The organism is Ureibacillus sp. FSL W7-1570 (assembly GCF_038593265.1).
Taxonomy (GTDB): Bacteria; Bacillota; Bacilli; order Bacillales_A; family Planococcaceae; genus Ureibacillus; species Ureibacillus suwonensis.
Window position 1 is genome coordinate 3,245,149 of sequence record NZ_CP151979.1, and the last position, 14,432, is coordinate 3,259,580.

General features: G+C 41.0%; 13 protein-coding genes. 12 read left to right on the top strand and 1 reads right to left on the bottom strand.

Annotated elements, in window-relative coordinates; translation table 11 throughout:
• Positions 1 to 74: 74 nt before the first annotated feature.
• The 12 genes from NST13_RS16070 to NST13_RS16125 all read left to right on the top strand — a co-directional run bounded on the left by NST13_RS16070 (position 75) and on the right by NST13_RS16125 (position 12,892).
• Positions 75 to 944 (top strand): NAD(P)-dependent oxidoreductase, encoded by an 870-nt coding sequence (locus tag NST13_RS16070; protein WP_342581070.1) that lies wholly within the window; start codon positions 75 to 77, stop codon positions 942 to 944.
• Between the two features lie 30 nt (positions 945 to 974).
• Positions 975 to 2,294, top strand: coding sequence for an MFS transporter (locus NST13_RS16075; RefSeq protein ID WP_342471169.1), 1,320 nt, complete (start codon positions 975 to 977; stop codon positions 2,292 to 2,294).
• A 40-nt stretch (positions 2,295 to 2,334) separates the two neighbouring features.
• The gene (locus tag NST13_RS16080) at positions 2,335 to 3,237 is read left to right on the top strand and encodes a chemotaxis protein (protein ID WP_342470054.1); all 903 of its coding nucleotides are present in this window, start codon (positions 2,335 to 2,337) and stop codon (positions 3,235 to 3,237) included.
• Positions 3,238 to 3,389: 152 nt separating this feature from the next.
• Positions 3,390 to 4,934 carry a Ppx/GppA family phosphatase gene (locus NST13_RS16085; protein WP_342581071.1) on the top strand — a complete coding sequence of 515 codons (1,545 nt, stop codon included), beginning with the start codon at positions 3,390 to 3,392 and terminating at the stop codon, positions 4,932 to 4,934.
• Positions 4,935 to 5,017: 83 nt separating this feature from the next.
• Entirely contained in the window at positions 5,018 to 7,111 is a 2,094-nt protein-coding gene (locus NST13_RS16090; RefSeq protein ID WP_342471168.1) for an RNA degradosome polyphosphate kinase, read from the top strand.
• Between the two features lie 99 nt (positions 7,112 to 7,210).
• On the top strand, positions 7,211 to 7,453 hold the full coding sequence (locus NST13_RS16095) for a short-chain dehydrogenase (RefSeq protein WP_342470052.1): 243 nt from the start codon (positions 7,211 to 7,213) through the stop codon (positions 7,451 to 7,453).
• Between the two features lie 114 nt (positions 7,454 to 7,567).
• Positions 7,568 to 8,011 (top strand): cyclic-di-AMP-binding protein CbpB, encoded by a 444-nt coding sequence (gene cbpB, locus NST13_RS16100; RefSeq protein WP_342470051.1) that lies wholly within the window; start codon positions 7,568 to 7,570, stop codon positions 8,009 to 8,011.
• A gap of 92 nt (positions 8,012 to 8,103) precedes the next feature.
• Complete coding sequence (locus NST13_RS16105) at positions 8,104 to 8,988, top strand: LysR family transcriptional regulator (protein ID WP_342581072.1); 885 nt, start codon at positions 8,104 to 8,106, stop codon at positions 8,986 to 8,988.
• 603 nt (positions 8,989 to 9,591) lie between these two features.
• A complete protein-coding gene (ltrA, locus tag NST13_RS16110; protein ID WP_342581875.1) occupies positions 9,592 to 10,848 on the top strand; it encodes a group II intron reverse transcriptase/maturase in 1,257 nt (418 codons plus the stop codon).
• A 159-nt stretch (positions 10,849 to 11,007) separates the two neighbouring features.
• Positions 11,008 to 11,709: a hypothetical protein gene (locus NST13_RS16115; RefSeq protein WP_342581073.1), complete on the top strand. Its 702-nt coding sequence runs from the start codon at positions 11,008 to 11,010 to the stop codon at positions 11,707 to 11,709.
• Complete coding sequence (locus NST13_RS16120) at positions 11,706 to 12,488, top strand: hypothetical protein (RefSeq protein WP_342581074.1); 783 nt, start codon at positions 11,706 to 11,708, stop codon at positions 12,486 to 12,488. The genes NST13_RS16115 and NST13_RS16120 overlap by 4 nt, the downstream gene beginning before the upstream one ends.
• Positions 12,464 to 12,892 (top strand): DUF1801 domain-containing protein, encoded by a 429-nt coding sequence (locus NST13_RS16125; RefSeq protein ID WP_342581075.1) that lies wholly within the window; start codon positions 12,464 to 12,466, stop codon positions 12,890 to 12,892. Before NST13_RS16120 ends, NST13_RS16125 begins: the two co-directional genes overlap by 25 nt.
• A 40-nt stretch (positions 12,893 to 12,932) precedes the next feature.
• Here NST13_RS16125 and NST13_RS16130 read toward each other — a convergent pair whose 3' ends face one another.
• Positions 12,933 to 14,132, bottom strand: a complete 1,200-nt coding sequence (locus tag NST13_RS16130; protein ID WP_342581076.1) for an MFS transporter — start codon at positions 14,130 to 14,132, stop codon at positions 12,933 to 12,935.
• Positions 14,133 to 14,432: the final 300 nt, after the last annotated feature.

Sequence of the window (14,432 nt, forward strand, 5' to 3'; positions counted from 1 at the left end):
CCCTTTTATATGGTACATTACAAGAAAGTGTAAAATATACATAAATTTATATCTTAAAGGGGTGTTGGGTGACAATGAGTCAAAAAAAGATTGCATTTATCGGCACGGGTGTGATGGGATCAAGCATCGTCAAACATTTATTGAAAGCGGGTTTTGAAGTGACGGTGTACAACCGGACAAAAGCAAAGGCGGATCCTCTGATTGGGCTTGGGGCTCTCTGGGCTGATACACCAGCCCTTGCTTCAGAAAATGCGGATATCATTTTTACAATGGTCGGTTTTCCTAAAGATGTGGAAGAAGTATATTTTGGGGAACATGGGATTTTCCGGACGGCCAAAGAAGGTTCCATCGTTGTGGATATGACCACTTCAAAGCCAAGTCTGGCCAAAGAAATTTATGTGGCCGCCAAGGAAAGAGGGGTCCGGAGTTTGGATGCACCGGTGTCCGGCGGAGATATCGGGGCGAGAAACGGCACGTTATCCATCATGGTTGGCGGAGATGAAGAAGTATTTAAGGAAATGCTGCCGATTTTTGAGTTGTTCGGTTCCAATATCGTTTATCACGGAGGCGCCGGCGCTGGCCAGCACGCAAAAATGTGCAACCAATTGCTGGTGACGACCAATATGATCGGTGTTTGCGAATGTATCGCTTACGGCATGAAAGCGGGACTGGATTTGGAAAAAGTGCTGCAATCCGTTTCCACTGGTGCAGCCGGCTCCTGGTCATTATCGAATTTGGGACCGCGTATATTAAAAGGAGACTTGGATCCCGGCTTTTATATTAAACATTTCATCAAGGATATGAAAATCGCTTTGGAAGAAGCGGAAAAAATGGAGCTGGATTTGCCTGGATTGAAACTGGCCAAAGAAATGTATGAGACGTTGCTGGAGAAAGGGTATGGGGATTTTGGCACACAGGCGTTGATCAAATATTATCAAGTGTAAGTTTTACAAATTCATAGACTGATAGGGGCGATTTTATTGAAAAAACATTTGGGCGCGAGGAGTCAATGGGCATTATATTTTTCCCTTCCGATTCTTTCATGGGCATTGTACGATTTTGCCAATACAATTTTTTCATCCAATATCAATACGGTTTTTTTCCCGTTTTATATGGATGAAGTGCTCGGTACAGATCAGGTGATGGAGCAGGTGGCAAGCACTTTCATTTCATATGCGAATGCTTGCGCGAGTTTCTTTTTGGTGCTGTTTTCCCCTCTGTATGGAGTTTGGATCGACCAAACCGGTTATAAAAAGCGATTCATCGTGTGGTTTGCGTCCATATCCATATTTTTCACATTTATGATGGGGGTATTTGCGCATCTGGATGTTTCTTCTCAATTTTCAGGGTTGCCCCTCAGTCTTTGTTTGGTTGTTCTCAGTTTTGTCATTGCAAAATTTTGTTTTAATTCGAGTTTAGTATTTTATGATACGATGTTGGGAGATCTTGGCAAGGGAGATGAAATCCCGTTAATTTCAGGATTTGGGGTCGCTGTTGGTTATCTGGGAACGATTGTCGGTTTACTCGTCTACTTTTTCGTGCAGGATGGCGGTTTCCATCGGGCTTTTATTCCAACAGCCATACTGTATTTGATCTTTTCTCTGCCATTGTTTTTCTTTATTAAAGACTCCCCGATTCCGAAAGAAAATCGAAAAAAGATCCGTTTTATTAAAGGGTACAGAGAAATTGTCGATACTTTTAAAGATATGAAAAAATACAAAGCAATTTTTACATTCATGATTGCTTATTTTTTCTTGAACGATGCCATTCAGACAACGATTGCCATGATGGCTGTGTATGCAACGATCATCGTCGGCTTCACCTCCGGGCAATTTATTTTATTATATTTGGTGAGCACCATTTCCACCGTGATTGGTTCGTTCGTGTTCGGCAACATTACAAAAGCGATCGGTGCGCGGAAATCTGTTGCCATTGTGAGCGTCATCATGATCATTGCGCTCATTATCGCGGTCTGCGCCACACAGGAATGGATGTTTTGGATTGCAGGCAGCATGTTTGGCGTGTCTCTGGGTTCCATGTGGGTGACATCAAGAACGTTGATTATTGAATTATCGCCTGAAGAAAAACGCGGGCAATTTTTTGGACTGTTTGCTTTTTCCGGAAAAGTATCATCCATCATCGGACCGGCATTGTACGGGACAGTGACGCTCTTATTGAAGGATTATGGCACTCTTGCTTCACGGGTTGCCCTTGGATCGTTGATTGTATTGACGGTCATTGGATTGATTGTCCATTTGCAAGTCAAACAAGATCAACGGCAAATTTCCGATTAAAAAAGCTGGTGTAGCATTACATAAGGAAGGGATGATTGAAATGGAGCAAAAAGGGATATTATTGGAATCTGGAACGAATGAATTGGAAATTGTCGAATTTGAGGTGGCAAACAATAAGTATGGAATCAATGTCATTAAGGTGAAGGAAATTATCCAGCCGATTCCTGTCACAATTATTCCCCATGCCCATCCGCACATAGAGGGGATTATTCAGCTCCGCGGTGAAGTGCTGCCGGTTGTGGATATGTTGAAAGTGCTTGGAATCAATAATGGGAAATACAGCGATCAGCAAAAATATATTGTGGCTGACTTTAACAAATTGAGAGTCGTTTTCCATGTGGATAATGTAACCCAAATTCACCGGATTTCATGGACTCAGATCGAAAAGCCTTCGGATATTTATCAAGGCAGCTCAAACCAGGTGATCGGCGTTGTGAAGATAGGAGAAACGATGATCTTGCTGCTGGATTTTGAAAAAATTATGATGGATATTAATCCGGATTCAGGTATCAGTGTGGAACCGGTGAAAAAATTGGGGAAACGCGAACGTTCCGAAAAGAGAATTGTTGTGGCGGAAGATTCGCCGCTGTTGCGTAAATTGTTGAATGAAACATTATCCGAAGCGGGTTATGGAAATCTGGAGTTTTTCGAAAACGGCAAAGATGCATATGATTATTTGGAGTCCTTGCTGGACAAAGGCGGGGATATTTCAAAATATGTCCAATTGGTTGTAACGGATATTGAAATGCCGCAAATGGATGGACATCATTTAACGAAGAGAATCAAAACCCACCCGGAATTGCAAAAGTTACCGGTTGTCATCTTCTCCAGTTTGATTACCGACGATCTTCGACATAAAGGGGAACAAGTGGGGGCGGATGATCAAGTATCGAAACCGGAAATAGCGGATTTGATTTTGAAAATTGATGAATTGATTTTGTAATCCCCTTACATTGCATATACATACTGTTTCAAGCCGGTTGCCTCAAGGGCGCCGGCTTGTGTTTTATTTTTATTCGTTGAACCGTCACTGTTCCTATGTCAAAATATTGATAATATTTCAATATTCAAACAAGGGAGAAGGGACTTAATTCCGTGGAAACATTCAATACAGCCATCATCGATATTGGTTCGAATACAATCCGCTTAGTGATATACAGTTACAGCAAGAAGGCGGGATTGAATGAAATCAGCAATGTAAAGAAGGTTGCCAGATTAAGAAAATATATTCAACGGGATGGAAACATGTCTGAAGAAGGCATTGAAAAATTAAAAAATACGTTGATTTCATTTAAACATATTTTGGAAGACTTTGATGTGGCAAAAATGAAGGTTGTTGCAACCGCGGCAATCCGGCAGGCAAAAAACAATGAAGAAATCCTTTTGCGGATGGAACAGGAAACCGGGATCAAAATCGAATTATTGTCCGAAGAAGAAGAAGCCTATTTCGGCTATTTGGCGGTCGTTTACTCGATGGATCTTCCTTCAGCCGTAACCATCGATATCGGCGGAGGATCAACGGAAATCACGCTTTATGACAATAAAAAACTGCAGCATTTCTTCAGCTTTCCATTTGGCACGGTTTCATTAAAACAAAGTTTTGTCTCTGGGGATAAAATTAATGAAAAAGAAAAAACCCGACTATACCAATATGTAAAAAAACAGTTCGAAAGTTTGGGCTGGATCGGCCAAGTGGGATTGCCCGTAGTTGGAATCGGTGGAAGTGCAAGAAATCTTGCCCAAATCCATCACCATTTGATCGATTATCCCATCTCCGGTCTTCACCATTATGAAATGGACGGGGAAGCGTTAAGAAATCTCGGGGATTATTTGGGAAGACGAACTTATGAACAATTGATCCAAATCGAGGGATTATCCTCCGACCGGGCGGACATCATTGAGATTGCTTTAGTCGTCTTTCAAACATTGATGGAAATTGTCAATACAGATTCCTTTTATATCAGCAAAAGCGGACTGCGGGAAGGGTTGATCATCCATAATGTGATGCAATCCAATCCGGAAGCTTTTCATCTCGACAACATTTTTGAAGAATATGCCAACCACCTCGCTTTTAAATACGGCAGAACGGAGGAAGAAGTCGCCAATTTGGTGAATTTGGCGGAAAACTTATATTTGGAAAGCTGTAAACTCAACTTATTGCCTTATAATGAAGAACATTTTCAATTATTAAAAAAAGCGGCAAGCGTGTTTTCGATTGGGGATTACATCGAAATCGATTCATCGAATCAACACACGTTTTATTTGCTGGCCAACCAATCGATTCCGGGCTTGAACCACAAAGATCGGGTAAGGATTGCATTATTGGCGTCCTACAAGAATAGAGATTATTTTAGACGTTTAAGCCGGCCGTTCCGTACATGGTTTACCCGGGAAGAATTGAAAATGTTGAGCCAGTTCGGGGCATTATTAAAATTTGCATATTCATTAAATGTTTCCAAAAGAAATGTCGTAAAAAGTATTAAAATGGAATTAGAAGGGGATAAACTGATTCTTTATGTCTATGTAACAAACAGGGCGATGGCGGAAATTTACAGGGCCGAAAACCAAAAGAAACACATTGAACGGTTGTTTAAGAAGAAATTAAAAATCGAGTTTAACAATGAAGGGTGGAATGAGTGATGAGTACTGAGACAGGACTAAACTTTTCTGATAGGGAGAATTTTGCTGAAGTCGATGAAGTGAATGAAATCGATAGGCAGAAAATGCTGGAAGAAATTGCGAAACCTGAATATTACAACAACAGGGAACTCAGCTGGCTTGCATTCAATGAACGGGTGCTGGAAGAGGCGGAAGATGAATCAAATCCTTTATTGGAACGCTTGAAATTTCTGGCCATATTCAGCTCCAATTTAGACGAGTTTTTCATGGTTCGGGTGGCGGGACTTCAAGATCAGGTCCGTGCAGGATTCCATAAACCGGAAAATAAAGCCGGCTTGACTCCAAAGGAACAATTGGAAAAGATTGCGGAAAAAACCCAAGCCCTTGTGCGAAGACAGATGGAAGTCTATAAACATCTTGTTTACGAATCGCTTCCAAAAGAAAAGATACACTTGGCGGATTTAAAATCATTATCCTTTGAACAGCACCACTATATTAATGATCTGTTTGAAGAAACGATTTTTCCGGTATTGACGCCGATTGCGGTCGATGCTTACCGCCCGTTTCCGACTTTGCAGGGAAAAACGCTGAATTTGCTTGTCATGTTGGAAGATGTGAGGGCATCCAGCGAGTTTAATGAGAAAGTGGCGATTGTCCAGGTGCCGTCGGTATTGAACCGCTTTATTGAAGTCCCAACCGGAACGGACGAAAAAGTGTTTGTTTTATTGGAAGATGTGATCACTTCCCATGTGGATCGATTATTTTACGGCTATAGAGTGAAATCGGTACAGGCATTCCGATTGACAAGAAATGCCGATTTGACGATTCATGAAGAAGGTGCACAAGATTTGCTCGTTGAAATTGAAAAGGAATTGAAAAAGCGCAAATGGGGATCTGGAAGCAGACTGGAAGTGCGGGAAGGCGAAATGGACGATGACGTATTGGAATATTTATTAGACGAATTTGAACTGAGCGAATCCGATGTATTTAAAATTGACGGTCCCCTTGATTTGACCTTTTTATTTAGTTTTGTGAAAGAGTTGTCAAAGGGAAGGGAACATTTATTGTATGAAAGCTTTATTCCTCAGCGGCCGCTGGATTTGGAGTCGGATGAGGATATCTTTGAGAAGGCCCTCGAAAAAGACCTTTTCTTCCATCATCCATATGAGTCCTTTGAGCCGATTGTGGAATTCATTACGGAAGCGGCAAATGATCCATCGGTTTTAGCGATCAAGCAAACTTTGTATCGGGTAAGCGGCAATTCACCGATCATCCAGGCATTGAAACAGGCGGCTGAAAATGGCAAGCAGGTGACCGTCTTAGTGGAGTTGAAGGCGCGGTTTGATGAAGAAAACAACGTGCACTGGGCGAAAGAGTTGGAACAGTCCGGCTGCCTTGTCATTTATGGAATGCATAATTTAAAAACCCATTCGAAAATCACCCTTGTCGTTCGGCGGAAGAATGGAAAAATTGAGCGCTTTGTCCATTTGGGAACGGGCAATTATAACGATGCGACGGCAAAAATCTATACGGATATGGGCATTATTACAACAAATAAAGAATTTGGCACCGATGCGACGAACTTTTTCAATTATTTGAGCGGCTATACGGAGAAGCCGAAATTCCACCATATTGTTGTTTCCCCTTATGATATTCGGGATAAGTTTATTGAATTGATTGATGAAGAAATCGAATACCATAAGAAATACGGTAACGGTTTAATCCGCGCCAAAATGAATGCACTGACAGATAAAGATTTAATTATGAAACTGTATGAAGCTTCCATCAATGGAGTCAAAATCGAGTTGCTTATACGCGGAATTTGCTGTTTGCGGCCGGGCATTCCAGGTATTAGTGAAAACATCACCGTTACAAGCATCGTCGGACGTTTCTTGGAACATTCCCGCATCTACTGGTTCCATCATAACGGAGAAAATAAAATCTTCTTATCTTCAGCGGATATGATGACCCGGAACATGGTACGACGGGTGGAAATATTGTTCCCGATTTATTCGGAAGAAATCAAAAAACGGGTGATGCATATTTTATCCACCCAACTTGCGGATAATGTGAAAGCGCGCATCCAGGACCACAGAGGGAAATACCATTATAAGGAACGCAAGGAAGGAGAACCAATCATCAACAGCCAGGAGCAATTTATTTTGGAAGCGATGAGAACCGTTGTAGTGGAAGAATGACATTAAATTTTAAAGATCAATCCACTCCCTTCAGGGTACGGAATAAAAAGATTGAAACGGCACATACTTTTTGTAACTCTAGGAAGGGAGTGTTTGCGGATGAACAGTGTTTGGACAGTTTTAACCATTATCGTGAGCATCATTTTAATTGGAGTATCGTATGTGACGACTGTCGGTGTCATGAAGAAAACGGATGAGCGGGCTTCCACGACAGACGTGCCAATCAGCAGGATGGTTCGCGATCATCCCATCTTGATGAATCCAATCATTCTAATGTATGTGGTGTTTCTTACGTTTTTAGGAATTTTGATCTTTTACTTATGGGCAAAATACGGTTATTAAATAATTTAATTTCAACCTTCAACCCGAAATTCATGTGCCATTGTCATGGTCAAAAATCTGTCAAATATGATATGATATTGGTAAGTGCGGTCCTCATGGAAGGGGTTGAAGGTTTTGATTTCAACAAAGACACGGGCTTTTTTAGAAACGCCAATCAGTGATTTCATCATCCCGGCGGAAAAAGTGGCCCACGTATTGGTCGGAAACAGCGCCGAGCATGCGCTATTGGTTCTGACAAAGACAGGATATTCGCAAGTACCGGTACTGGATACAAACTTTAAGATTCATGGATTGGTAAGTTCCAAAATGATTACAGAATCCATACTTGGGCTGGAACGCATCGAATATGAGAAGTTGGCCCATATCAAAGTGGATGATTGCATGGAGCGGAATGTGGCTTATTTGAGAATCGATGATACTTTTAAAAAAGCATTGGATCTGGTCATTAACCATCCATTTTTATGTGTTGTCGATTATGATGGCACATTCGCCGGAATTTTAACACGAAGAGTGATTTTGAAGCAGCTGAAAAAATATATTTATCAAACATTAGATTAACAGTTGAAAATCATCGGCAAAATCCATAAGGAAAGAGGATTTTGTCGATTTTTATTGAATTTTTATGTAGTGTATTTTTTTGGAGTGATTGGATGACAACAACAGAAGCAGAAATTATAAAAATATTGGCGGAAGAACGGAACATGCGCAAGGCTGCCGAGCGGCTGTTTATCACCCAGCCGGCCTTGTCCCAGCGGTTGCAGTCGATTGAAAAATATTGGGGGACGCAATTATTTATCCGCTCCCAAAAAGGTTTGACACCGACACCGGCAGGAGAATTGGTCATTCAGTATGCGATTGAAACATTGCAGAAGAAGGAAGAAGTGCTTGAAAAGATTCAGGCCCTTGATTCAAAAGTGCATGGTACATTAAAGATCGCTTGTGCATCGATTGTCGGAATCAACTGGCTGCCAAAAGTGCTGAAAGAATTTGTCACAACATATCCGGATGTAAAAATCTCTTTAATTACCGGTTGGAGTTCAGAAATTGTAAGAGCGATTTACGATGGGGAAGCCCAAGTGGGAATCGTCAGAGGACAATCCGAGTGGAAAGGGAAAAAAATGCACTTATTCCGGGACACGATGTATTTGGTCGATACAGAAATACAGAGATTGGAAGAAGTTTTAACGACGGAACGGCCTTTTATTCAATTCAAAAGCGATTCCAATTATTATCAGGAAATTCAAGTTTGGTGGCAGGAGCATTTCGCTTCCAGTCCAAAACGGCAAATTATTGTGGATCAAATTGAAACTTGCAAGCAGATGGCGCTCAATGGGATCGGTTACGCCATTTTACCTTCCATCACATTGAACGGAGGGGAAAATGTCAATAAAATCGCACTGACATCCGGCAATCATGATATCGGGTTGACACGGGACACTTGGCTGATTGGCTATGAATCTTCCTTCCAATTACGCCAAGTGGCGGCTTTTGTTGAAATCGTGAAAAAGCATGCCCATTCCGTCAATGAAACTTAAAGCGCATATCGTAAGAGCAAATCGGCAAAACAACATTTTCCGATTTGCTCTTTTTGTGCGCCCGGCATGTACATGAACTATAGGGTGTAAGTCCCGAACCCCGAAGACAGAAGTAGAGGTTAGCTCAACGAAAGGGTGTCCGTGGTGACGCGGAATCTGAAGGAAGCTGGAGGCAAAACACCGGTCCGAGGAACACGAACCTCATATAAGGCTAGGTATGATTGAGTGAGTTTGCAAAACAAAACAAAGCTCTTTCTGTCGAAGGTCATATCGAGTAGATGAGGCGGATAGATGGTGTGAAAGTGCATGTACTTACCCGGGGAGGTCTGGCGGATAGGTGAAGTACGCTTCATAACCTACTTAGTGATAAGTAGCTGAACCGTCAGAAGTCAGCAGAGGTCATAGTATTAGTTGGTCTAGAACAACTAAGAAGGACCGAACAATTAAGAGAGAATAGCCCTTGGCATTCAGTGAGTCATGATGAAAACAGAAAACGTAGTACCTCACTTGAGGAAGGAAGCGGTGAATCCCGTGGGGGACCTCTTGGAGGGTGGAGTGACCACTGGCATAAAGAGAACAGCTATTCACGGAAGGAGAATAACGATGCTTTTGAATCAAATCCTGTCACGGGAGAACATGCTTCAAGCACTAAAACGTGTAGAACAGAATAAAGGAAGCCACGGAGTAGATATGATGCCCGTACAAAACCTACGACAGCACATAGTCGAAAACTGGCTATCTATTAAGGAGGCAATTCTCAAGGGAACTTATGAACCAATGCCAGTCCGCAGAGTCGAAATCCCGAAACCTGACGGCGGTGTTCGTTTACTAGGAATCCCTACCGTAACAGACCGTTTGATTCAACAAGCAATCGCCCAAGTACTTTCAAAAGTGTATGACCCTACATTCTCTGAAAACAGCTACGGATTTAGACCAAACCGAAGTGCTCATGATGCGGTGAGGAAAGCGAAAGAATATATAAGAGATGGATATCGATGGGTTGTAGATATGGACTTGGAGAAATTCTTTGATAAGGTCAACCATGACAGATTAATGGGTACACTCGCGAAGAGAATCCAAGATAAACCATTACTGAAATTGATTCGTAAGTATTTACAATCGGGAGTCATGATTAATGGTGTGGTGTCAAGCACATTAGAAGGAACTCCACAAGGAGGACCATTAAGTCCGCTACTATCTAACATTGTACTAGATGAACTAGATAAAGAATTGGAAAGAAGAGGACACAAATTCGTTCGATATGCGGATGACTGTAACATTTACGTGAAAAGTAAACGAGCAGGACTTCGCACAATGGCAAGCATTCAACGATTCATTGAAGGAAAACTACGACTGAAAGTAAATGAAAAGAAATCAGCGGTCGACCGTCCATGGAAACGTAAGTTTCTAGGATTTAGCTTTACCTATCATAAAGAGCCAAAGGTTCGTATCGCAAAAGAAAGCCTTAAACGAATGAAGAATAAAGTTCGTGAAATCACATCACGCAAGATGCCCTACCCGATGGAATACCGCATTCAGAAACTGAATCAATATCTAATGGGATGGTGTGGATATTTTGCGTTAGCAGACACCAAATCTATATTCCTTGAATTAGATAAATGGATTCGTAGAAGACTTCGAATGTGTCTATGGAAGAACTGGAAGAAACCGAAAACAAAGACACGCAACCTTATTCAGCTTGGCGTACCACAATGGCAAGCGTATGAATGGGGAAATACTCGGAAGAGTTATTGGCGTATTTCAAATAGTCCAATATTACACAGAACCCTTGGTAACTCCTATTGGAGAAACCAAGGGTTGGAAAGTCTTGAAGCTCGTTATGAAAACTTGCGTCAATGATCTTAATTGAACCGCCGTATACGGAACCGTACGTACGGTGGTGTGAGAGGACGGGAGTTAATCGCTCCCTCCTACTCGATTATTTACCATTTCTTCCGGACGGCAAAAGGGAATCTCCCTTTTTATGTAGAATATGGAAAGATGAAGGAGTGATTCTATTTGTGGTTTGATAATATCGTGGACTTGATTTTTTATCTGGTTGCATTGGGGATCATCGCCTTTCTTGCGATTAGGATTTATAGAAAACAGGAAGAAAAATTGAGCAAATGGAAAGTGATTGTAGTCATCATTGTCGGGGTATTTTCTTTTTCGATTCATTTTCCAATGTTCGAAAAGACGGTTGAATTGGCCATTTTACCGCTGGGTGTATGGATTTTGTATTTCCTCTTAAGGAATAAGGGAAACAGTTGGAAAAATTATCGTCCATATGCACTTTTAGGCTTTGCCGGCAATTATATTTTCCTTGCCGCTTTTTTCATATCCATCTTCATCTATCATCTGATTTACGATGAAAATGAGTTGTCCCACTATATAAGCGACATTTCTGAAGCGGAAATCATACCAGTCCATCCCGATGGAGAAGGAAATCCGCAGTTAAGCGGGGATTTTATGGAAATCATATCGAAAATGAAACAGAAGGAATTCTTTTCTGTCGTTTCTTATGACGACATGGTGGATGATTTCCAAAAGGAGAATGAACGCTTTCCATATTTATTGGCCAATAGCAAGCCAAGATGGGGAAGCGGTGCGGATGCCGTCATTTATATCGAAAAGGATGGGAAAGGCATTTTGGTAAATACGGAAAAGAGAAGCGTTTATTTCCGTTCCAATGAAAAAGTGTTGAAGGAGAAAGATTTATGAGAAATAAGAAAATAATCCTGGGGGTTGTTGCTGTAATTTTGGTGGTGTTGGCAAACATCATTTATTTGGCGGCCAATCTTTTTCCGGATGAATTTTTATCGGAAGGGGAAGCGATAAAAAAATTGAATCAAGCAGAAAATGCAATCGAAGTAAAAACGGTTCAGGATGTTGTTTTTTTGGATAAAAAGCATGTATTTATGCCTTTTATTTCAGCAGACAATGAATATGGCTTCAGCCTTTGGGAGTGGAAAAATGGAAAATGGCGCCTTTCTGAAAAAACGGTCAATAGCAGTATAAACATCGTCAAACTGGATGAAAACGACCCTTCGACTTATTATTTTGTTTGGAACTTCCCGGAAGATGAACAAATCAAAAAAATAAATATCTACTTGATAAGGAATCGGTCTTACCGGGGGAATGACGAGGATTTTTATTATGAACCCCGTTTGCAGATGGGGGCATCTTTTGACCGGGAAAAGTCTTATGGTGTAGTGCCCTTGAGTGGAGGAATGCTGAAGGTGTATAAAGAAATGAGCGGCATTTCGAAAGAAAACGGGGATATGTTCAGCAATATATTTTCAACAAACAATGAGTTGTATTTTTCATGGAACATGATTGATCAAAAGGGTGAAGCTGCCTGGATTGAACAAAGAAACAGCTCTTACGGCGGTGATGCAAAAGTGATGAGTGAATCCATCTTTTTTGAAGATCAAAAGGATATCGAATTTTTGGAATGGAAAGAGGATGAAGGCAAATGGCAAAATACGAACAAAAAATGAGAGAAACGGACATGGACGTCAATGAATTCATCGAAGCCGTCGAAAGTCCAAAAAAACGTGAAGATGCCCATAAGCTATTAAAGATTTTTGAAGACACGACAGGATATAAAGGGAAGATGTGGGGGCCGAGCATAATCGGATTCGGTTCTTACCATTACAAGTATGCAAGCGGACATGAAGGCGATGCGCCATTAGTAGGATTTTCTCCCAGAAAGTCAAAAATCAGTTTATATTTCACGCTGGATGAACAGGAAAGGGAGAAGTTGCTTGAAAATTTTGGGAAACATACAAAAGGGAAAGCATGTGTTTATATTAATAAATTGGAGGATATAGATATAGGGGTACTAAAGAAACTTATACTTCATTCCATTGAATATATTCAAAAAACTTATCCCCAAAGATAAAAAGGGCGGATGGAAAGCAAGCGTCCATCCGCCCACGATTTTATTCATTTGTTGTTTTCAATAATTGCGGCGCTTTTTTGACGGTCCAAAGATGGGCCAAGAGGTAGCAGCCGAATAAAATCATTGCACCGAAAATAAATGGGGAAGACAGCTTCCATTCAAGGAGTACGCCGGCAAGGGCCGGGCCGATCATATTGCCCAAACTCATATAGGCATTATTCATGCCGGCTGCATATCCCTGCTCGTTTCCTGCCAGTTTTGAAATCAATGTGTTAACGGCTGGCCGGATAAAGGTAGTGGCGATTTGAAAGACTGATGCAACCAACAAAATAAGGAAGAATCCGCTGACATACACCATGCCAATCATCGATATGGCCGCGATGATTAAATTGACTAAAATGACTTTCATTTCTCCAAAGCGTTTGAATAATTGATCGACAATGAACAATTGCAAGATGACGCCAAGAAATCCGCCAATCGTCATCACAATCGCGATATCCATTGGTGTATAATCAAACTTCTCTGTTAAAAACATGGACAAAGTAGATTGGAAATTGGCAATGCCGAAACTGAATACAAAAACAACGATTAACATGACAAAGTAAGAAGTATGTACGGAACGGGCTAATTGTTTTAATATATTTTCATTTTTTGCTGGAATTTTTTCTTCCGTTGGCTGCATTTTAATATTCGGTAATACAATATACGAGATGAAGGCAGCGATTAGAGCAACGACGCCCACAAAATAGAAAGGGAAATGCAAATTCACTTTTGCCAGGAAGCCGCCAATTCCCGGTCCGATCATAAATCCGAAAGAGATGGCTGCACCCAAAAGCCCCATGCTTTTCCCGCGTTCTTCTATGGTGGTAATATCCGCAGCATAGGCCATTACCGGCGGCATGATGAAGGCTGCTCCCGTACCGGTAAGAAAGCGGGCAAAGAACAGCATGCCAATCGCTTTTGCCATTCCAAAAATAATTTGGGAACAACCAAAAATGATGAGACCGATAATGATGAAAATTTTTCTTCCGTGTTGGTCCGATAAATTTCCTGCTATCGGTGAAAAAATAAATTGGGCAAAGGCAAAATCGGCAATTAAAAATCCGAGAATGGTGCCTCCAACCCCAAATAATTGCAAATAGGAAGGCAATACCGGAACAACTGTACCAACGCCTCCCATCGTGATAAATAAATTAAACATTAACATCATGATGATGAATTTTTTCTTGTTCTGTGACATACGCACACCTACCATTCAATTCAAAAACCGTTCTTTCAAAATAATGAAGTATATTTTATCATATTGCGAAGGGCAAAACATAGATGAAATTTACTTGAAATAACATTAATTTAACATATTTTTTTGTAAAATATAAACATAACGATTCCAACGGCAAAATATGGTTCAACCATCAACTGTGCTGGCGGGCAAATTTTATTTTAATATTTTTTCATCAATTTATCCAAAAAATACAAAATGCCAAAATGTTGTTTCCCGAAATTTTGGCATTTTATGAAGTGTTCACTGAACTGATGACAA